Below are 22,196 nucleotides of genomic sequence, written 5' to 3'. Positions count from 1 at the left end.
CATATCGATCAGCAACGTGTTGTCATAAAGCAAGAGGTGCTCTGACCCGATGAGGCGCGTCAGTTGGTTCTGGTTTCTTCTGCTCTTTGCCGCAATAGCAGCGATAGTTCTGGTCTCGCTGTTTTATGAGAACGCGGCTGGCGAGACCGCTATCATCAAGGTTGACAACTTCCTCTTGGGAACACTGGTCGATATAAAGGCCTGGGACCAGACGCTAGACGAGCAAGCGGTGAGGGCCGCAATCCAAAGCGCGCTCGATGCCATGCGCCGAGTCGAAAGCGAGATGTCAGTCAACGTGAAAAGCAGCGTCGTGCACCGGATCAACGATTCTGCCGGTAGGTCCAAGGTCCTGGCGCCACGTTCCGTAATCTCTGTCCTCGATAGTGCGGCAAGAGTGTCTGAGCTCAGCGAAGGCGCCTTTGACGTGAGGATTGGAGCGGTCTCAGACCTATGGGATTTTGCATCTTTGGAGAATCCTGCGCCTCCTGACCCACAGGCAATCGCCAGAGAGGTCCGGCTGGTCGCTGGTGCCTCGGTCGAGTTCTCAGCTACCTCGGGAACGGTCTATCTGCCGACCGAGGGGATGAGGCTTGATCTCGGCGGGATCGCCAAGGGATATGCAATTGACGTTGCCTCCGAGGCCCTTAGAAAAGCGGGGATTCTAAACTTCATCGTGGATGCGGGTGGGGACATGTTCGTCTCTGGAACACGCCCAAACGGCCGGAAGTGGCGGATTGGCGTTCGGGACCCGAGGCGCCCGGGCGACTTGATGTGCACCCTATTGACAACTGACCGCGCGATTGTAACGTCCGGGGACTACGAGCGTTTCTTCATTTACGAGGGCAGAAGGTATCATCACATTCTCGATCCAGCGACAGGCTATCCAGCCTCCGAATGCCAGAGTGTTACCGTGATCGCCAAAGAAGCTACGGTTGCCGACGCCCTCGCCACAGCGATCTTTGTGATGGGCCCCGAGCGCGGGCTTCAGCTCGCGGACCGCCTGCAAGACATCGAATGCCTGATCGTAGGCGCTGATGGTAGCCGCTGCCTCTCCAGTCGCCTCGGGCACTATTTGCCCAGTGTAATGGGGCTCTCGCCCTGAATTCGCCAACGATAGAGGTGCGATGGTGAGCGATATGGTTGCCGAAGACGCCGCCCCCGAGCTCTCGATCATAACCGTCACCTATAATAGCAGGGACTACATCATAAGGTGCCTCCAGAACATCATTGCCGCCGCCAATGGCGTTCGCCTCGAGGTCATTCTGGTTGACAACGCCTCAACGGACGGCACAATTGCCGCGGTGAGGGAACACTTCTCTGATGCCCCCTGGCTCACAATCATCGCAAATGACAAGAACCTCGGCTTCGGGAAAGCCTGCAATCTCGGTGCAGAGCAAGCTCACGGCCGCTATATCCTCCTTCTCAACCCAGACCTCTTCCTACTGCCCGACGCAATGCGCACCTCGCTTGACGCCTTCACGCGGCTTGATCGCTGCGGCGCTGTCATGGCGCGAACGTTCTGGGACGACGAAATGCAGTTTCAGTTCTCATGCCTGAAGAGCATCGGACCCCTGGCCGCAATGGTTCAACACACGTCGCTCCGCCGCCTGCTCAGCCAGCGCACCTTCGAGAGATACTGGAAGATGGACTGGGCGATGTGGTCCGGCGATGCGCCGGTTGAGGTCTTAGGTGTTCCGGGTAGCTACCTCATGCTCTCTCGCGAGCTATTCTGGCAGCTTGGCGGCTTTGACGAGCGTTTCTTCATGTATTATGAGGACGAGGACCTCTGTCGGCGGATCAGAAAGGCCGAGCACGCAATATACTGCCTTCCAGATGCGAAGGCGATTCACTACTGCGCTCAGAGTTTGAAGACTTCCGAAAGAGCTGCTATGGGGAGAATCCAGAGAAGGAGCTTGATTGCGCTTTATGAGAAGCACTATCCGGTCATTGGACATGCCTTAGCCATCTGTATCCGGGCTAACAACTTTATGGTCTCCAACGCGAAGCGCATCCTCGGCCTGTGCCGTAGCAGCATGGTCTCGAGCGCTATTGCAATAGGCCCTCCAGACGGCATCGAGCTCGCCTGGCAAAGTGTTCCCAGGGCAGAGCACTACATCCTTGAGATCACGCCGGACCCCTGTTTCCTTCACAAGGTTGGGGCGAGGGTGGCCGACGCTAGATACTTCCTCGCTCACCGCGCCTACCGGATGCTCGCGCCGGATGTCTATTTCTGGCGCGCCGTGCCCATGGTTGGGAACGAGCGCACGGGAAAGGTCCAGGTCGGGCGTTTCAGGATCGTTGCAGACACAAGTGGCGAGGAGAGATAGTATTGCTCAACCAAGACTTTCAGCCCCCAGCGAACTTCCGGCTGTTTCATTACCAAGACCTTGAGTATCAGGACCGGATACTCTCGCTCATGAGGGCATCGTTTGGCAGACCGTTTCTCAAAGAGCACTGGGACTGGAAGTATCGTTCGCGGCCAATTAAAGGGGCCTGCAGCCTTGTCATGATCGACGGGGACAAGGTCGTGGGACACTGGGGATTCAGCCCGGTCAGATACAAGCTTGGCCCAAAGAGCTATGTAGCCTCCATCTCATTCGACATGGCCGTTGACAGGAAGGCCTTCGGCCGGAGGAGTGCCGCCCTGAAGCTGGTGCAAATTGGCAAAACAGCTTACTACGTGATCGAGGCGCAGGGGGCGGTTTTCGGGGCAGGATTTCCCAACACTAATTCGCTATTTCTCGGCATCAAGCGGCTGGGGTGGATACCTCTGGTGCATATCCTGAACCTGTCTTGCTACCTGAGGCTCAAGCCGTTTCTGCAAAGAAGGCTCTCAAACAGGTTCCTCGTCAAAGCCGCCAGTTTGCTGTGGCGAGCGCTGGTCAAGATCGGCCTGTATTCACGATTTCTGGACCTCTGGCCGTCGTGGGGCAGGAAGGTGCGCAAGGTCAACTCATTCGATGAAAGGGCTGATGCGCTGTGGCAGAACGCCTCTCAGAGAATCGGTAACGCGGTCGTGCGCGATGCGACATACCTCAACTGGCGCTACTTTAGCCCGCTGAAACCCGTTTACGATGTGTTCATAGCGGAACGCAAACGCCAACTTGTGGGATACATCGTCCTGCGGATACGAGAGGACCAAGAAAACGTGAAGGAGGCTGTCATTGCCGACATCCTCGCCAAAGACCATAGCCCCCTGATCGCATCACAACTCATACTTTCCGCCGTCCGTTTCGCCGTGAAGAACCACTGCGACGTTGTCCGTGCGTGGTGCCTCAAGCACTCTCGCTACCTGTTGTGTCTGCGAGCGGTCGGTTTCCTCAAACGCAAATCCCTGCTCCACTTTATCCTCAGACCTTGGACGCCAAATCCAAGCTTAGCGAAACAGATCATGACCCGAAGCGCCTGGCACGTGATGATGGGCGACTCCGACTCGGTATAGGTTCGAGGCCAAGAACCGGTCATTCTGGGTCAGATTACCCACTTAGTTGCCAGTTCGCGGTTGGCAGTTCGCAGTTTGGTGCGAGGCGAGACCGGTTCATTAGCCTCGTTGCAGACCGGGCGCAACTAGGCGCATTAGAGTTACCGATAGGTTATTGAGAACGCAGCTGTAGATGACTTATCATGCTCATAACGCGCTGGGATGTTTGGCCGACCCGACGTAGTTCTAGGGTTAACTGGTTGGGTCAGGCGTCGTGTCAAGTTTGAGAGAGGAGCAAGCAATGCCAACGGGCAACGGGGGTGGGAATGAGAGCTCATAAGTCCCAGCAATCGCTGTCACAAGTGGCTGATGCTTTTGTTGGCTCGGTCCACGACTTAATGCAACACGCACTAACGGAGGAAGACCTTCGAGTCGGGGTTGAGAAGATTCTAGGTCCTATTCTCGCAGGTCTGGGGATCAAGTCTGCACCAAGCTATGAGCGTTTGAGCACAGAGGCCAGAACGGTCTATCAGGGTCGTCCGGATGCGGTACATGGGCAGGTCATAATTGAGTATAAACGCCCAGGTACGTTTGCGTCCGACCCCGCTGTACAGCGTGCCCAGGACCAACTCGTCGATTATATGACCGCAGAGTCAGCGGCGTTCAAGACCGATCCGCTCGGCCTCTTGTGTCGGCTGGTTGGCGTGGGCATTGACGGCACGTCGGTCTTCTTTGTGAGGTATCGCCAAAAGGCTAATACAAAGGTGGCGACGATAGACAGGTCAGGTTTTGGTCGCCAAGGTCCCTATCCTCTTGGCCCCGATACGGCCTGCACCTTTCTGACGTATCTGCGGGCCCTATCTCGCCTCCCGCTCACAGCAGAGCATCTTGCTGACAGGTTCGGCCCAAGAAGCCAAATCGCTCAGAAAGCGGTGTCAGCGTTTGTCGATGCATTGGCGAACTGGCGCAATGAAAAGGTGAGTGTTTTGTTTAATGAGTGGAGGCGGCTGTTTGGGATAGTATATGGCGCGGAACTTGGCCCTCAAGCACTGGCGCCGATAGAGGCTGTTTCCCAGCTTTATCATGTCGATAAAGGTGCAGGCGTTCCGGATCTGTTGTTTTCAATCCACACGTACTTTGCCCTTCTAATGAAGCTGATAGCAGTCGAGCTCATCACTCTTAAGGAAAGCAGTTTCACCGCGTCGTATTCATTTCAGCTCACGCATACATCAAGCGATCAGTTAGTTGGGCAACTGACCAGCATGGAGGACGGCGGACTCTACGCAAAGCAAGGCGTCACTAATTTCCTCGAGGGCGACTTCTTCGGGTGGTATTTGGATGCCCTTTCGCCCCGCCTTGAAGAGGCAATCAGAGAAGTGGCAAGAGGCCTTTCTGAGTTCGAGCCGGCCATGACCGCCATCAATCCCGAGCCGACACGTGATCTTCTCAAGAAACTCTATCAGTATTTGGTGCCGAAAGACCTTAGACATAAACTCGGCGAATACTATACGCCAGATTGGCTTGCTGAACTGCTCTTGAACGAGACTGGGTACAAAGGGGATACGCTTCAACGCCTCCTTGACCCGGCCTGCGGTTCTGGAACGTTCATCGTTCTTGCCATTCACCGAGCGAAGGAATACGGACTACAACACAAAGAGCCTCCGCTGGAGACAGCCAAGAGAATCAGAGCGAACATCTGGGGCTTTGACCTCAACCCTCTGGCCGTTATCGCTGCCCGGACCAATTACCTCTTCGCGCTAGGTGACCTCCTGGACGTGCTTCCGGACTTGGAGATACCGATTTACCTTGCTGATTCTGTTCTGTGGCCCGAGAGAACTGGCCAGATGCAGGTGAACTTCCGAGGCGGCGAATACATAAAACTTCAAACGTCCGTTGGCGAGTTTCATGTCCCCGCTGTTTGGATAAGGGACGAGGGGTCCCTTCTGAAGAGGGCCGCGCCGCTCCTGAAAGAAATGGCGAAACAGGATTATACCGTAGGTGAGGCAATTGCCAGGCTCAAGAAGGAAGGTCTAGTCTTCCCGCCTCACGAGCAGGTTATCGGGAACTTCTTCAAGGACATTTTGGAACTCGAGAAACAGGGCAAGAACGGTATTTGGGCACTGTTCCTCAAGAACGCTTTTGCACCAATGAATGCTCCGAGGTTTGATTTCGTCGTCGGTAATCCGCCCTGGATACGGTGGGGTTACCTCTCGAGAGAATATAGGGAGGGAACCCTCAGTATGTGGAAGGAATACGGCCTTTTCTCCCTCAAAGGACATGCAGCAAGGTTAGGAGGCGGCGAGAAGGATTTCTCAATGCTTTTCTTATACACAGCCGCAGATTACTACCTCAAGAAGGGCGGTAAGCTTGGATTTCTCATTACCCAGGAGGTTTTCAAATCAAAGGGGGCGGGCGAGGGATTTCGGAGATTCAAGCTCGGCGACCGTGAGCCGCTGGGAGTTCTAAAGGGGCACGACCTCGTTTCTGTTCAGCCGTTTGAAGGGGCAGCAAACAAGACAGCCGCTATCGTTCTAAGGAAGGGTCGGGAGACCCGCTATCCGGTTCCTTACACGGTTTGGACCAGGAAGAAAGGTGTAGGCAGAATCCCGACCAACCTGAAGCTGGCAGAAGCCCGACCGCTGCTCAACAGAATCAGGCTGAGTGCTCGACCAATGGGTTCAATAAGTGGTTCTTGGCAGACAATCAGCAAGAGCCAGAAACGACTTGGCGTGATCCAGGGCGAAAATGCTTATAGGGCATTCCGGGGGGCAAGCACCGAGCCTTATGGGGTCTTCTGGGTCCTGTGCGAACACATATTCTCTAATGGCGACTTGCTCGTCCATAATATCCCAGCGAAGGGCAAACGAGAAGTTCCAAAGGTCCAAGAGAGGGTTGAAGCCGATCTCGTCTTCCCAGCTTTGCCCGGAAGAGACATCCGCCGATGGCAGGCGATCGCAAATCAGCTCATTGTGATGCCTCAAGACCCAGAGAAGAGGGAGCCTTTCCCCGAAAAACGTATGAAAGAAGAGTGGCCTAGAACGTACGGATACTTCACAAGGTTCAAAGATGTCCTGTTGTCTCGTGGGTCAAGAGTTGTGCGCGAACTTGCTGAGAGGACAGCGTTTTATGCGATGTATGGTATTGGCCCTTATACGGTCGCGCGCTACAAGACCGTCTGGAAGCGTATGGCAAATGACCTCGTGGCCGCGGTTATCAGCCAGCATAAAACCTCCTGCGGGTACAAAACGGTTATACCTACGGATACAACCTCGTTCTTTCCGACCAATAGCGAGGCGGAGGCGCACTATCTTTGCGCCATAATCAACTCAACGCCCGTGCGGGACTTCATCAAATCATACTCATCGCCCGGCAGGGGCTTCGGCGCACCCAGAGTTATGACACACGTCGGCATTCCCAAGTTCGATCCCCAAGACGCGACCCATCAGAAACTGGCCAAATTGTCAGCGTCTCTCCACGAGTTGAAATCGAAGAATGAGCTCGATGGGATTCCGGAATTGGAGAGAGAAGTGGACGACACCGTCCGCGTTCTGTTTGGCATCGAGGGCTCGTAACGGTTGCAGCAGGACCACATATTCATAAAAGGGGCGCGGGAGCACAACCTAAAGAGCATCGACGTCTCGATCCCGCGGAACAGGCTCGTAGTGATCACGGGGCTCTCGGGCTCTGGCAAGTCGTCTCTCGCGTTCGACACGCTCTATGCCGAGGGGCAAAGGCGTTACGTTGAGTCGCTCTCGGCGTACGCACGGCAGTTTCTTGAGCAGATGGACAAGCCGGACGTCGATTACATCGAGGGCCTTTCGCCAGCCATCTCGATTGAGCAGCGGCCAGTCAGCAAGAACCCTCGCTCCACAGTGGGCACCGTTACGGAGATTTACGATTATCTGAGGCTGCTTTATGCCCGCGTGGGCATCCCATATTGCTATCGGTGTGGCCGGCGAATCGAATCGCAGTCGGTGCAGCAAATAGTCGACATGGTGCTTAGTATGCCCAAAGGGGCCAAGTTCTACGTCCTTGCGCCCGTTGTGCGAGGCAGAAAAGGGGAATATACCACCTTGCTTGCTGACTTGGCGAGGCAGGGCTTCGTTCGTGTGCTGGTCGATGGAGAGATGCGGGAGCTGTCGGAGGAGATCGCACTCGAGAAGTATAAGAAGCACGACATCGACGTGGTAGTCGATAGGTTGACGGTGGCGGCCAAGAACCGGTCGAGGCTCACCGATTCTGTGGAGCTTTCGATGAAGCTCACTAAGAACCTGATCAGGATCGCGCTTCAGGACAAAGACGGTAGGCGTGGTTGGTCTGACGACCCGGATGCGCGCAGCAAACCGAAGCGCAAACGGCGAAGACCGGAGGCCAGCGCCTCTTCCAGCGAGCAGCACGCCATTGCTCGTGCGCTTGATGGCTTTGCGATTAGGACTTTCAGCAGCGAGATGGCCTGCCTCAACTGCGGCATCAGCTACCAGGAGCTTCAGCCTCGAGCCTTTTCATTCAACAGTCCTTACGGAGCATGTACCGAGTGCTCAGGGCTGGGAGTCGTGCGTTCAGCGTCGGAGGACCTGGTCGTTCCCGACCCGTCCAAATCGCTGATCGATGGGGCGATTGAGGCGTGGGCGAGCTCCGAGAACTCGATGACCGTGCATGTTTTTAGGTCGCTCGCTGAGCACTATGACTTCGATCCCAACACCCCATATCGCGAGCTGCCGCCAGAGATCAGGCATACCCTGATGCACGGCTCGGGCGGGGAACGCATTAAGCTGAGGTTTAGGGCCGGGACCCTCAGGTGGGGTAGGATCAAGAGATTCGAGGGGATTCTGAACAACCTCGATCGGCGGTATTTGCAGACGGCCTCGGAGGAGATGCGGGACTGGATCGGTCGCTATATGAGCACGGTGCCTTGTCCCGATTGTGGCGGGGCGAGGCTGCGTCCCGAGTCGCTTGCGATCAAAGTCGGTGGACTGAGCATAAATCAGGTGACCCAAAAGAGCGTTGACGCGGCGGCGGATTTTTTCAGCAGCCTCTCGTTGCCGGAGCGGGAGGAGAAGATAGCAGGCCGCATACTAAAGGAGATCGTCTCTCGACTTGGCTTTCTGAGGGAGGTTGGCCTGGGCTACATCACCCTCGACAGACCCTCATCAACCCTCTCCGGAGGCGAGTCACAGCGCATCCATCTAGCCACGCAGATCGGCTCGAGCCTCGTTGGCGTCCTTTACGTTCTGGACGAGCCCAGCGTCGGCCTGCACCAGCGAGACAATCGGCGCCTCCTTGACACGCTGTGCGAGCTCAGGGATTTAGGCAACACGGTTGTCGTTGTCGAGCACGACGAGGAGACGATAAGGACTGCCGACCACGTCATCGACCTCGGGCCGGGCGCGGGCGAGCACGGTGGCCGTTTGGTCTGCTCCGGCACGGCCGAGGAAGTCTCGCGATGCGAAAAGTCCTTGACGGGTGATTATCTCTCTGGCCGGCGCGGCATTCCTGTTCCTCAGAAGAGGAGAAAGCCCAGCGGCAAGTTCATCACGATAGTGGGTGCGCGGCGCAACAACCTGAAGAACATCAACGTCGAAATCCCGCTGGGCACGTTTTGCTGCGTGACGGGCGTGTCTGGGTCGGGCAAGAGCTCGCTGATCGATGAGACGCTATACCCGGCGCTTTCAAGGCGAATCTACCGTTCGCACGATGTGCCCGGCGAGCACGACGAGCTCCGCGGGGTAGAGAACATCGACAAGGTCATCGAGATCGACCAGTCTCCGATCGGCAGAACGCCTCGCTCAAATGCAGCGACCTATACGCAGGCTTTTGGCCACATCAGGGAGCTATTCGCCGCCACGATTGAGGCGAGAAAGCGAGGCTACAAAGCAGGAAGGTTCAGCTTTAACGTCAGGGGAGGTAGGTGCGAGACCTGTAGTGGGGGCGGGCAGATCAAGATCGAGATGCACTTCTTGCCGGACGTTTACGTCAGATGTGACGCGTGCGGCGGCAGGCGTTTCAATCGCGACACGCTCGAGGTCCGCTACAAGGGCCGCGATATCGCCGAGGTTCTAGATATGTCCGTGGATGAGGCGTTGAAGTTTTTCGAGAACATCCCGCGACTCAGGGAGAAGTTCAAAACGCTAAGCGACGTGGGGTTGGGTTACATCAGGCTCGGACAGCCTGCAACCACCCTTTCAGGGGGCGAGGCGCAGAGAATAAAGCTCGCCAGGGAGCTCTCCAAACGGGCCACCGGCCACACGCTCTACACTTTGGATGAGCCGACGACAGGGCTGCACTTCGCGGACATCCACAAACTGTTGGACGTTCTGGGCTGCCTCGTCGATGCCGGCAATACGGTTGTAATCATCGAACACAACCTGGACGTGATCAAGTCGGCCGACTACATCATCGACCTGGGCCCCGAGGGCGGTGATGACGGCGGCTACGTGGTTGCGAGCGGCACACCAGAGCAGGTCGCTCAAGACCCCAATTCATATACTGGGCGCTTCCTGCAAAAGGTGCTGTGAGGTCCTTGAGCCACAACTGGCGCGAGCCGAACCGCAGCTAGTGGCAAGCCAAGGGCGAAGCCAAGGAGAAGAATCCTGTTACTCGAATTGCTGGAATAATTGGCGGTGTGTGTGTCGCCATCGTCGCTTTGTTCTGCATTTTCATACCGGAGGAGATCGTAATCGCCTTCCCTATTGTGGGGGCATTGGCTGTTATGGGTATTGTGCTGGGCATCGTGGGCAGAAAGAAGCAGTAGGGGCCTAAAAGGCTCTTGCTCCGCAGTCCTTTGTAGTTGGGGCTAATAGCTGGGACGAGACCTGCTCTTAGTGGGGCGGCCTTCAGATTGCAGGCTCGGTAGAGAAGGAAGGCCCCGCTCGTTTTCGCCGGAGGCTTATGGGCCGCTGCGAACTCGGGCTAGCATCCAGCGTCGCAGCGTCCTCGTGTGAATCGGTAAACCTGATTTTGCTCTTGAAATGAGTTCAGGCGTTGCTATGATAAACAGAGGAGCAAATAAACAGATTGGAATAATCATACTTCGGAGAGGAAGGGTGCGAGATGATAGGTCATGGTCAGACAAGGAACGCAATCGTCACGATCCTGGCTCTTTCTTGGGTCTTGGCGCTCCTGGTTGTGACGGCCGAAGCAGGGCCCACGATTGGTATCTACACGGGTAGGGAAAGCTACGTTGCCGGCGATACGATCGAGGTGAGCCTAGCCGCTCAGAACGAGGGCGAGGGGATGCCAGTAGCCGTATATGTTGGCCTTCTGACGCCGGACGGAGGCATATACACGACGCAGTTCGATGGATGGAGCGAGGGGATTGAGCCCTGGATACCTGACATCTACGTGCCGCCTGGTTTCGCCATGGACCGGACGCCGTTCTGGTGGTTCGACCTGCCCTGCGCCATGCCCCCGATCCAGGAACCGGGTGAATACAACTTCGCAGCACTTCTAACATGGGCTGGCACCTTGGACTGGATAACCGGGCTGAGCCTCGCCCCGTTCACAGTTGGCGCCTCGGCCGGGTCGCATTGCTACGTTGACTGCGAGATTGGTGACGATTCCAACGACGGTTCCGAGGGCAGTCCCTGGAAAACCATAACGCACGCTCTGGCCTCGGTGGAGGGCTCCGAGGCCGCTCCCGTGACGATCCACGTCGCGGCCGGCACCTACGCCGCTAGCACCAGTGGCGAGACGTTCCCGCTAAACATGAAGAGCTGGGTCTCGCTGATCGGTGAGGATCCTGACACAACGGTCTTAGATGCAGAAGGCGCGTTTCACGTAATCTGCTGCGACGGTGTAGATAATCTGGCAATATGGGGCCTGACGCTGACCGGCGCTCACTGCGTGGGCGGGTATGAAAATACTCGTGGAGGCGGCATATATTGCCTAAACAGCTCTCCCACGATTGAGAACTGCATAATTACAGAAAACAGCATTGATGGCACCATGTTCATATTTGGGAGCGCAGGAATATCATGCAGGGGCGGCGCCCCAACCATCAAGGGCTGTCTAATCGCCGAGAATAGAACAAACGTAATGGGGCTTGCGGGCGGCGGAATATCCTGCAAGGAAAGCTCCGTAGAGATCCTGGACAACATCGTACAGGCGAACTGGGCGCAAGGTTATGGAGGTGGAATTGCCGTACGTCGCGGCACCGCTAGGATAGAAGGCAATACGATAGCCGACAACGAGGGGGAAGCTAATGGAGGAGGCTTGTATTGCTATGGCAGCATTACTCTGACGATTGCGGACAATGCAATCGTAGGCAATTGGGCGCGCTATACAGGTGGCGGAATGGACATCTCCAATGTAGGCAGCTCAACGGTGATCGAAGGCAACATACTCTCGGACAATTACACTGAGGGCGGTGGAGGCGGAGTTTTCTGCAACACAAATTGTGCTGCGACGATTCGCTATAATACAATCTCCGGTAATACAGCAGACAAAGACGCGGGTGGTATTGGATGCTCCGGCAGCTCCTCACCTTTAATCAAGGACAACGTGATCAAGGACAACTCGGCGCAACGATTGGGCGGAGGCATATCATGCTCTCGTGATTCCCGAGCCACAATAGAGGGGAACGAGATAGCAGGGAACTGGGCTGGGACCTCTGGAGGCGGCATCTTCTGTCGGGAGGACAAGTCGATGATTGCGCGCAACACGATTGTAGGGAATACAGCTACGGAGCATGGCGGGGGAATACTCTGCCATATGAGCTATGCAATCATTACAGAGAATCTTGTCAGTGACAACTCCGCAATTGAATCCGGTGGCGGGATTCACTGCGAACACGGTTCGGTGAGACTCGAAGGGAACGTAATCGCCGGCAACTCCGGCGTCAACGTAGGCGGTGGAATATGTTCGTACTACGGCACCCCGACTCTGAGAGGCAATACGATCCACTACAACTCAGCAGACCGATACGGCGGTGGTGCATATTTCGTCGAGAGCACGCCCACTGTAGAACACAACATGATTGGCGGAAACATCGCGGGCGTCTCAGGTGGAGGCATATACTGTGAGAAAAGCAGTCTGACCTCCCTTAACAATGCCATTGTTGAGAATCAGGCTGGCGTTCAGGGCGCAGGGATGATCGTCAAAGAAAGCACAGTCTCTCTTGGCAACTGGACGGTGTCGCGCAATTCTGCTCCCGGCGGCGGCGTGTGTTGTCTCGACAGTTCGATGACAGTGCTCAACAGCATTCTCTGGGACAACTCTTCCTTCGAGGTCATGGCCGACAACAGCTGGCTAGGCATAACTTATTCACTTGTCGAAGGCGGCTATGAAGGAGTGGGGAACATCCACGATGACCCAATGTTCGTCACGGGCCCGTTGGGCGAATACTACCTCGACCCGGACAGCCTGTGTATAGACGCCGGCAGCCAATCAGCCGATGATGCGGGCCTTTGGTATCGGACGACGCAAGCTGACGGGACGCCTGATACGGGAGCTCTAGATATGGGTTTTCACTACCCGATTCCTTGAGCGGCTGGCTCATGACCGATAGGTGCAGGTTCTGCCGTCGAATTGCATGGCAACCACTCAACGGGCTGGGTGCCATGGCCGGACGAATGCCGCTGCCCTGAGAATCCTGACAAGCGGTGCCTTTTCTATGTCTTTGAAAGAGATTATGGCTCCGGAGCGACCTGGGACCTCACAATTAAGGCAGAAGCCAAGGGCCTTGCCGGATGGCCTAGTGTGGGCCTGAAGCTCTTAGACGAGGACTACAACCTAGTAATGAGTTGCCCAGATTATGACAACGATGTCACTTGGAATGTCGGTATCCGTCAAGGCACGTACATTCTCGAGGTTATAGCGGTAAACGACAAGACGTATGAGTTTGAGCTCAGCCTGACTCGTCACTCGCGATCGGGCTAGGGGCTTATAAGCCCAGCTCCGGGCCGTTAGGGTCGGAATGCAGGCTGCGGGCCCGTCCAATCAGGTTGCCCACAATGCAGGGTCAAACGCGACGTTGGTCGCTCAAGACCCCAATTCATATACTGGGCGCTTCCTGCAAAAGGTGCTGTGAGGTCCTTGAGCCGCAACTGGCGCGAGATGCTCATCAAGGGGTAATACAAAACAAACTCTCAATAGCACCCTCCAGACAACCGACTACGGCCGTAACGATAATAGGAAACTCAGGCTAGACGAGTCTGGGGGGGCTCACCCACCAAAGAAGCCGACTTTTTGCCACGTGAATCCCGCCAATCGCGCCAGAAGTTTGCTTGCCGAAAACTCGCTCTTGCCCGCCTCATATATGCTCTGCGATCCACAGCTGGAATGAGGCGGAGACCGCATTGCCGGGAGAACATAGACTGGCGATAATGAGGCTTGCGGCCTCGGTGCCTCTCCTGCTCGCTCCCTCTCGCTCTATGAACTTCACAAGCGCCCACATCCCCGAGGGGTCGCCGAGGCTCCCCAGGCCCATCGCCGCCCACGCCGCCTCCGGGAAGGCGGGCATTTGTTGCCCTACAACCTGCTTGAGCACGGTATCTCCCTCTCTTCCGCCGAGTTCAGCCAGTACCGCGGCGGCCATCGTCTTTCTCACACCGTGCTTTCTTGCCAGCAGAATAGACAGAGTAGAGAGCGCCCTGTCATCTTTTGTGGTCTCGGCCGCCAATATCGCGTTTCGGATGTTGTAGTCCGCACCGGTCCTAAGAGCTTCCATGAGTACCACCTGCGATTCTTCGTTAGCCAGCCTGGCGAACAAGAAGGGGTCGAAGCCCTGAAACCGCAGCCAGCTTTCAACGTTCGCCCGGAGCCATTTGATCGCATCGCGATGGCCCTTTCTTGCCAGCGCAGATGCCGCACAGACCTGAAAATCAGAATGACCGGTGTCCTTCCACACATTCTTGATGGGATCAGGCACTTCCTGCCCCGGTGAAGAAGGGCCCAAAACGGTTATCGCCAAGTATTTCAGACTGGCTCTGCCCTTTCGCAACATGGCATCTGCCTCAATCAGGGCTGGCTCAGTGGGTGCAAGCCCACTCCTTACGAAATAGTAAGCCACCCTAAGCGCGGCATCTGAACGATGCCCGGCCATGATCGCGCGTGCGTCGTCAAGCCCTGCCGGGTCTCGCATCGCGCTGAGGGCAAGCGCTGTCTTGACCCTCCTGTCCCAATCGGGTGAGCGCAGTCCTTGGCGAAGGACCTCAATGCATTTCTTCTTCAGCTCGGTCGCAGCTCTGTTGACCGGCTCGTTCGCAAAATCCGTGACCGGCGCCACGTTCTCCTCGCAGCCCTGCTGGGCAAGGGCCAACAGCACGGCGATAATCATCAGGGTCGGAACCAGTCTCAATTCAGTGAACTTCATCATTCTACTCCGACGTTGCCGAAACTGTCTTAGGCTTTCTTTTGCCCAGCACCGCTTGGCTACGGCCTCTAACATTCACCATTAGGGTTTTAAGAGAGTTACGAAGCTGGGCAGGCTCCAATCCCTTGGTCAACTTGCCGTTTATCGCGAGGTGGACTGCGCCCGTCTCCTCCGAGACAACAACGGCCACGGCGTCCGTGTCCTCCGTTATACCCATCGCCGCCCTATGCCTCGAGCCATAAGATATATCCAGATCGCGAGACTTGATCAGCGGCAGGAAACTTACCGCGCTTGCTATAACCCCCTCACTGATCATCACAGCCCCATCGTGAAGAGGCGATGTTTTCTGAAAAATCGCCCGCAGCAACGGCGAGGTTACTGCGGCGCCGATTGGGACGCCGCGCTCGACATGCGACCGAAGCCCAGTGCTTCTTTCTATCACAATCAATGCGCCCGTCCTCTTCTGAGACAAGGCCGAGACAGCATTGACAATCTCCTCCACCAGCTCTGTCTGTTGCGCCTTCCAATGTCTCATCAAACCATACTTACCAAGCTGGGCGAGCGTCCGCCGAATCTCAGGCTGGAATATCACCAGAAACACGAGTAGCCCAAAACTCCAGAAATTCGAGAGAAGCATGTTCACAGTCTTAAGCTCCGCCAACCGACCAATTAGCGACGCTGCGACCATGAAAACCAGGCCCACGATCATCTGCACCGCAAAGGTGCCCTTAATCAACTTGAGTAGGAAATAGACAACCAGCGCCACGACGATGATGTCGATGACATCCGTCCAGCTGGGTCTAATGTATCCCGTGGTCTTAAAGAAATCCGATAACAGAGAGAAGATATCAACCTGCATCAGGATCGCTCCGCCACAACTGCCTCACATTAGCTAACCTGCATTTGACACAATAAAAACAATTTGACCATAACAGTTTCTTCACGATCTTACTATCGCATCTGCCACGTCGCAGACTTCTCGCATCTTGCGAACGTCATGCACTCTCACGATGTCTGCACCCCGCACAATTGCCGCCGCGACTGATGCAGCGGTCCCATAGAGCCTTTCTTGAACGGGCTTCTTTATTATCTTGCCAATGACCGATTTGCGCGATGTCCCTAGGAGAATCGGCACCCCCAGCCCGCGGAAACTGTCCAGCTGGTTGATCAGCTTCAGATTGTGCGCAAGCGTCTTCCCGAAACCGATCCCAGGATCGGCGATGATGCTCTGCCGATTGACGCCGGCCTCGACCGCCGCTGAACAGGACCACGCAAGGCATGAGTATATCTCACCTATGAGGTCGTCGTAGCGAGGCGACTTCTGCATGTCCCTGGGAGTGCCCTGAATGTGCATCACGGCAAGCCCAGCGTCGTGCTTGGCCACAACCTCAGCCATTCTCTCGTCGAAGCGAAGCCCGCTGATGTCATTTATCATGTCCGCACCGCAATCAAGCACCGCCGCAGCCACATCAGACTAGTAAGTATCGACGGACAAAATCGCCCTCAGCTCGCCCACAATCGCACTGACCACCGGCAACAGCCTCTCAAGCTCCTCCTTGGCGCCAACCGCGGCCGCGCCCGGCCTTGTCGATTCTGCTCCAATATCGATTATGTCCGCGCCCTCCTCCTGCATCCGCAGCGCCCGGTCAACAGCAGCCTTCGGGTCGAGGAATTCCCCACCGTCGGAGAACGAGTCCGGCGTTACGTTCAAAATACCCATAACGGCCGTTCGCTTCGTCAGGTCCAGATGCTTGTCTCTCGCCGTGAACAGCGAAGGCCGATTGCTCCAGTTGTTCAGCAGCCTCTCAATCTGTTTCCCAAGGGCAGGCAGCCCGAACTGCTGTCGTTTGAGCGACTCAACGAGGCGCCCAAATTGCGTCTCGCTGCCAAGCAGCAGGACGTGGGTTCTGGAATTAGAATCGGTGAGCACGTCTCTCGACTGGGCTGCATCACCACCCAGAGAGAGCATCTGTTCTTTCAGGATCATCGCCCGTGGGGCACTGAGATCGGGAATCTTGATCGCCAAGCCCAATCCTTTCGGGACCATGAGGCGGATACCATCGCTCGAGACGCCAATCGCCCGCATCTCCTCGGCGAGTGTTCCCGAGCTGGCAGGCCGAAATATATATGGACGGTTTGCGTTCGACTTATGGGCTGCGGTCAAGTGCTCTGCGTTCTCTGTTTCTGTCCAAGTATTGCACTAGTATTGCATCCAGCGAGATGTTCTTGGTGAATGGCCTCGGCTAGTCCACACAACAGCTCATACTCCCAACAGCAGGCTCCGGACAAATCGCAGAGTGAGTCTTTTGAACAAGGCGCCAGAAGTAATCACTCTTTATCAGATGAGTCATTCGCAGGCGCCGTTTCCTTCTCGGCCGGCTTCTCTGTAATCTGCCCTTTGGACTGCAGATAGTCATCGACGATCTGCCGGACCTCTCCGCCGTCAAGGACCTCCTTCTCCAACAGAGCTGCCGCGAGGGTATGGACCAATGGAGCCTTGTCGAGCAGAGTCTGCCTCGCCCTTTTGTAATTCCTCCTCACGATTCGCTCGATCTCCTGATCGATTTTGATGGCCGTGGCCTCGCTGAAGTCCTTTGGCTGCGCGAACTCCTTGCCGAGGAATATGTGCTCCTCCTTCTTGCCAAAAGTCAGTGGCCCTATCGCCTCGCTCATGCCCCACTCGCAGACCATTTTTCTGGCGAGATTGGTTGCGATCTCAAGGTCGTTCCCTGCGCCGGTGGTTATGGACTCAAGAAAGATCTCTTCGGCCACGCGACCTCCAAGCATACACGCCAGCTGGTCGTTCAGATAATCTATGTCGTAGTTGTGCCTGTCGTCGATCGGCAGCTGTTGCGTGAGGCCGAGTGCTCGCCCCCTTGGTATAATCGTAACCTTGTGGACGGGGTCTGTATGCTCCAAGAGCGCGGCCAAAAGAGCGTGGCCCGCCTCGTGATAGGCGATGTTTTTCTTCTCCTCATCCGTGATTATCAGCGACCGCCGCTCCACACCCATCAGAACCTTGTCCTTCGCGTCTTCCATGTCAACTGCACTAACCTCATCCTGATTTCGTCTCGCTGCGAGCAACGCGGCCTCGTTTACCAAATTAGCTAGGTCCGCCCCGGTAAAGCCCGGCGTCCCACGAGCAACGACGCCGAGGTCCACGTCCGCTCCAAGCTTTATCTCCTTGGTGTGAACCTTCATTATCGCCTCACGCCCCTTCCGGTCAGGGCGGTTCACAACAATCTGCCGGTCGAACCGGCCCGCCCGCTGCAGCGCCGGATCGAGAACATCCGGACGATTCGTCGCCGCGATTAGGATCACTCCGTCGCTCGACTCGAATCCATCCATTTCGACAAGCAGCTGGTTGAGCGTCTGTTCACGCTCGTCGTGCCCACCACCGATCCCCGCCCCTCGATAACGCCCAACCGCGTCGATCTCGTCAATAAAAATGATGCAGGGAGCGTGCTTCTTGCCCTGTTCAAAAAGGTCTCTAACTCGAGATGCTCCAACGCCGACGAACATCTCAACGAATTCCGAGCCACTGATGCTGAAGAATGGAACCTGCGCCTCGCCCGCAATTGCCCTGGCCAAGAGCGTCTTTCCTGTGCCGGGTGCGCCGATAAGAAGCGCACCTTTCGGAAGCTTCCCGCCGAGGCGCTGATACTTCTGCGGATCGGTCAAAAAATCGATGATCTCGTCAAGCTCCTCCTTTGCCTCATCAATGCCCGCCACGTCGTCAAACGTAACTCGCTTCGATTTGTCAGTGGTGAGTTTGGGTCTGGCCTTCCCAAAAGAAAGCACCTTGGAACCGCCGCCCTGCATCTGCCTCATCAAGAAAATCCAGATCGCCAGGAATATCCCCATCGGCAGAAGCCAGGTCAAAAGAGCGGAGAGAAGCCAAGATTGCTCCTGCCTTGGCATGACCTCGACAACCGTGTCCGTCTTGTCAAGTGCCGCATAAAGGGTCGGGTCGTCAAGAATATAGGTGTAAAACCGCTGACCGCTCCTGGTAACCCCCTCCAGCCGAGACTCGCGAATCTCCACACGCTCTATCGCACCCGCCGCCAATTCCTGCCTGAACTGGCTATAAGTCCATTTGGAATCGCTCGGCGGGGTTGTTTCAACAAACTTCGCCAACAAAGCAGCGACGATAATAATGGACGCCCAGAGCGCAAGGGTCTTAAGACGCGGGTTCAAACCACAACCTCTCTAGTTCAGAACATTCCCAAGACAGCATTTATAAATACAATACCGCCAACACCACAACGGATCAACTTGCATAGAGCTCCGAATCAATCCTAGCCATAAAAGAACTACAATCAGCCTCGCTGGCCGCAGATTGCCGCCGCGCAGACCACGTCGCCTGCTTTCGTCACACCCTTTTGCAGAGCTACCCCGATTGTTGACGGTTGACACATTTGCGAACCGGTTGCATTCTGACCGCCGGTTTGAATTTGCGGGCCTCAATTCAAGTAGAGCAGCTTAATTGGTATTACATCAAAATACACCTCCCGAGCCAACAGACATTGGCAAATACCAGCTGACGTTCGGCAAGGGGCGCGCACCGTGGGAGCTAATTGCCTCAGACCTCCCGCCCTGTAACGCAGCATGCCCCGCCGGCGTGAACGCAAAAGCCTACATTGGCCTTGCCAAGGATGGCAAGTTCGCCGAGGCGCTCGAGGTTGTGCGGGCACGTCTTCCGCTGCCCGGCGTTATCGGACGGATATGCAGCCGGCCATGCGAGCGGAATTGCACTCGGGGAAAGCTCGACGAGCCGATCGCTATCTGTGCCCTGAAGCGATTTCTGGCCGATTACGAGCTGCGCCGGGGCGGCAGAATAGTCCGGCGCATAACCCCTCGAAGGGCAGAGAGAGTGGCCATTGTCGGAGCCGGCCCCGCTGGCCTGACGGCAGCCCACGACCTGCTCTGCCGAGGGTTTGGCGTAACGGTCTTCGACGAGTTCGACAGGCCCGGCGGAATGCTGCTTGCAGCAATCCCCGAATTCAGGCTGCCTCGTGACATTTTGTCGCTTGAAATAGCCGACATACTCGGTGCAGGCGTCGAGCTCAGAGCAGGCGTCCGTGTCGGTCGGGACCTGAGCATAGGAGACCTGTTCAACCAGGGCTACAAGGCCGTCCTGATCGCGACTGGAGCGCAGAAGGGCATCCCGCTGGGCGTCGAGGGCGACGGTCTTGATGGCGTAATGGACGCTATCTCCTTCCTTGCATCGGTGAATCTTCACGGGCTAAGAAGCATCGGCAAAAAAGTGCTCGTCATAGGCGGTGGCGACTCGGCAATCGATTCGGCAAGATGTGCGCTCAGGCTTGGCGCAGATGAGGTGCGCATCGCCTACCGCCGCTCAAGAACTGAGATGCCCGCCAGAGATTACGAGATAGAGCAGGCAACCGAAGAAGGTGTCAAAATTGACTTCCTAGTTGCGCCGGCAAAGATACTGGGCGACGGCGGAAAGGTCTCTGCGATCATGCTTAGAAGGATGCGCCTCGGCGAGCCAGATTCGAGCGGTCGGAGGCGGCCCCTGCCGATCGAGGGCAGCGAGTTTGAAGTTGCTTGCGATTCGGTGATCGCGGCGCTTGGACAGCGTCCCGACCTCGGCGTGCTAGAGGGCCAAACTGGTATAGAGATCGCCAAATGGGGCACAGTGGTGGCTGATGAGCTCACTTGTGCCACATCAGCGCCAGGCATCTTCGCCGCCGGGGACATCGTCTCAGGACCCGCCACCGCGGTTGAGGCGATCGGTGCGGCACACCGAGCGGCCGAGGCTATCGAGGCATTCCTTGTGACGGGCGAGGCGAAAGTTCTTGAGACAACGAGGCGCTGTTCACCGATCAAGTTGGAAATGATTCCGGCGACTAAGGCGCCCGTTCATCGTATCGAGCCGGCTTCCGCGGATGCCGTTCAACGCGCCAGAAGCTTTGATGAAGTCGAAGCGGCGTACAGCGTGGACAAGGCGAGGGAGGAGGCGGGCAGGTGCCTCATGTGTGGCAGGTGTGCAGAATGCAAGCGTTGCGTAGGCGAGTGTGATGGCCGCTATGTGGCGGCCTTGCCGTCCGAAAAAAAGCCATCGTGGGGCGATGAGGAGCTGATCAGAATACGAAGTGACGAGCTCGAAACCCTAATCGATGAGGGTCCTTTGAAGGCGATGCTGACCCCGGAGAGCGGCGAGCCGCTTGAGGAAAGGCTCGTAACGCCAATCGTGGCGATGGCGGACGAGGAGCTCTGTATCGGATGCGATACTTGCGGGGAGGTCTGCCCATACACCGCGATCAAGACGTTCTGCCGCATTGATGGGAGAACCGTTCCCGTCCTTGACAGCGCGTTTTGCAGGGGCTGCGGCCTTTGCATAGCCAACTGTCCAACGGGAGCGCTTGACCAGATATGCTTCTCAAACGAGCTTCTGGCTCAGGCCGTGCTCGAGGCAAGAGGAACGGTCGTGTTGGGCTGCGTCTGGGCCAAGAGTAGGGCGCCAGATGCTTATCAAGTGCTCCGGGATACGTTTGAGGAAGACACCACATTCGTTGACCTTCTCTGCACGGGACGGGTCCCAGCTTGGCTCTTGCTAAAAGCCCTCGAGCGTGGCGTGAGGAGAATCGCAGTCGTGGCTTGTCCTGAGGGCAAATGCAGATATGGCTCAATCAGTAGGGTTGAGGGCACGGTTTCAGCACTTAAATCGTTGCTTGAGATGCTGGGCATAACCACCGACAGAATAAGTATAATCGAGCTCTCGGAAGGTGGGCCCCATGAGAAGGATTGAGGGCGGCTTCACAAATCGTGAGATGATGAGAACTGTCGCGCGGCTTCAGGCGAAAGGTGGCCTGAGACAGAAAAGGCTCTCGTGGCTTGATGACTCGCTGCAAACGACAGAAACGGGCGATGTTGTCTATTTCGTGGGCTGCGTCCCGTTTGCCGATGTTCTTCTGGCTGGCCAGATCGAGGACAGCGTTCTTTCCGTGCCCAGGGCGGCGATTCAGCTGCTCAATCTCGTAGGAACGAGGCCGGTCGTTCTGCCGAACGAGGTCTGTTGCGGCCTAGATGCCTATTTGAGCGGCGATACGGATACGGCAAGATCGCTTGCGAGACAGAATGCAGAAATGTTCAGAACGGTCGGCGCGAAGACGATTCTGACCAGCTGCACCGGCGGCGCCTGGATGCTGAGGAACTACTCAGCCCTTGGCCTCGACCACGGCTGCGAGGTAATGCACGTTGCCGAGTTTCTGGCCCAGAGGTTGGTCGGGGTCCGGCTGCCTTGTGGAACCGCAGTCTGGCCGTCGTCCGTGAGCGCGCCCGACGGGACGCAAGAGCGCTTCGAGCTCTTTAGGCTTGGCAAGATCGCAGGACCAGACGTGGTTGAGCTCGCAAAGAGGGATGCGGCCTGGGTAGGCTGCGAGGCCGATGGCTGGCTCCCGAGGGATGCAGACACAAGAGAACGAATTGACCAACTGATTG

12 protein-coding genes and 1 pseudogene are annotated in these 22,196 nt (G+C 56.5%); 9 read left to right on the top strand and 4 right to left on the bottom strand.

The window, feature by feature from the left end:
* Nucleotides 1-49: 49 nt before the first annotated feature.
* From VM163_08510 to VM163_08480, 7 genes are all read left to right on the top strand, one after another.
* Nucleotides 50-1,102 (top strand): FAD:protein FMN transferase, encoded by a 1,053-nt coding sequence (locus VM163_08510; GenBank protein HUT03915.1) that lies wholly within the window; start codon nt 50-52, stop codon nt 1,100-1,102.
* 22 nt (nt 1,103-1,124) lie between these two features.
* Entirely contained in the window at nt 1,125-2,327 is a 1,203-nt protein-coding gene (locus tag VM163_08505; GenBank protein ID HUT03914.1) for a glycosyltransferase family 2 protein, read from the top strand.
* 2 nt (nt 2,328-2,329) lie between these two features.
* Nucleotides 2,330-3,442 carry a hypothetical protein gene (locus VM163_08500; GenBank protein HUT03913.1) on the top strand — a complete coding sequence of 371 codons (1,113 nt, stop codon included), beginning with the start codon at nt 2,330-2,332 and terminating at the stop codon, nt 3,440-3,442.
* Nucleotides 3,443-3,747: 305 nt separating this feature from the next.
* On the top strand, nt 3,748-6,993 hold the full coding sequence (locus tag VM163_08495; protein ID HUT03912.1) for an N-6 DNA methylase: 3,246 nt from the start codon (nt 3,748-3,750) through the stop codon (nt 6,991-6,993).
* A 3-nt stretch (nt 6,994-6,996) separates the two neighbouring features.
* Nucleotides 6,997-9,936, top strand: coding sequence for an excinuclease ABC subunit UvrA (uvrA, locus tag VM163_08490; protein HUT03911.1), 2,940 nt, complete (start codon nt 6,997-6,999; stop codon nt 9,934-9,936).
* 535 nt (nt 9,937-10,471) lie between these two features.
* Entirely contained in the window at nt 10,472-12,904 is a 2,433-nt protein-coding gene (locus tag VM163_08485; protein ID HUT03910.1) for a right-handed parallel beta-helix repeat-containing protein, read from the top strand.
* A gap of 69 nt (nt 12,905-12,973) precedes the next feature.
* Nucleotides 12,974-13,297, top strand: a complete 324-nt coding sequence (locus tag VM163_08480) for a hypothetical protein (protein HUT03909.1) — start codon at nt 12,974-12,976, stop codon at nt 13,295-13,297.
* Nucleotides 13,298-13,670: 373 nt separating this feature from the next.
* Here VM163_08480 and VM163_08475 read toward each other — a convergent pair whose 3' ends face one another.
* The 4 genes and pseudogenes from VM163_08475 to ftsH all read right to left on the bottom strand — a co-directional run bounded on the left by VM163_08475 (nt 13,671) and on the right by ftsH (nt 18,929).
* A complete protein-coding gene (locus VM163_08475; GenBank protein HUT03908.1) occupies nt 13,671-14,735 on the bottom strand; it encodes a hypothetical protein in 1,065 nt (354 codons plus the stop codon).
* Between the two features lies 1 nt (nt 14,736).
* Nucleotides 14,737-15,591 carry a diadenylate cyclase CdaA gene (gene cdaA / locus VM163_08470; GenBank protein ID HUT03907.1) on the bottom strand — a complete coding sequence of 285 codons (855 nt, stop codon included), beginning with the start codon at nt 15,589-15,591 and terminating at the stop codon, nt 14,737-14,739.
* A gap of 81 nt (nt 15,592-15,672) precedes the next feature.
* A pseudogene (gene folP / locus VM163_08465) lies at nt 15,673-16,452 on the bottom strand (dihydropteroate synthase).
* Between the two features lie 608 nt (nt 16,453-17,060).
* Complete coding sequence (gene ftsH / locus VM163_08460; protein ID HUT03906.1) at nt 17,061-18,929, bottom strand: ATP-dependent zinc metalloprotease FtsH; 1,869 nt, start codon at nt 18,927-18,929, stop codon at nt 17,061-17,063.
* Nucleotides 18,930-19,218: 289 nt separating this feature from the next.
* Here ftsH and VM163_08455 point away from each other — a divergent pair, with 289 nt between their 5' ends.
* The gene (locus VM163_08455) at nt 19,219-21,504 is read left to right on the top strand and encodes an FAD-dependent oxidoreductase (protein HUT03905.1); all 2,286 of its coding nucleotides are present in this window, start codon (nt 19,219-19,221) and stop codon (nt 21,502-21,504) included.
* Nucleotides 21,491-22,196: (Fe-S)-binding protein (locus tag VM163_08450; protein ID HUT03904.1), on the top strand; the 706-nt coding region annotated here is incomplete at its 3' end. The genes VM163_08455 and VM163_08450, both read left to right, overlap by 14 nt.

The organism is bacterium, assembly GCA_035527515.1.
Taxonomy (GTDB): domain Bacteria; phylum B130-G9; class B130-G9; order B130-G9; family B130-G9; genus B130-G9.
Note: the sequence above shows the minus strand (reverse complement) of the source record. Positions and strands in the feature narration are given on the sequence as shown.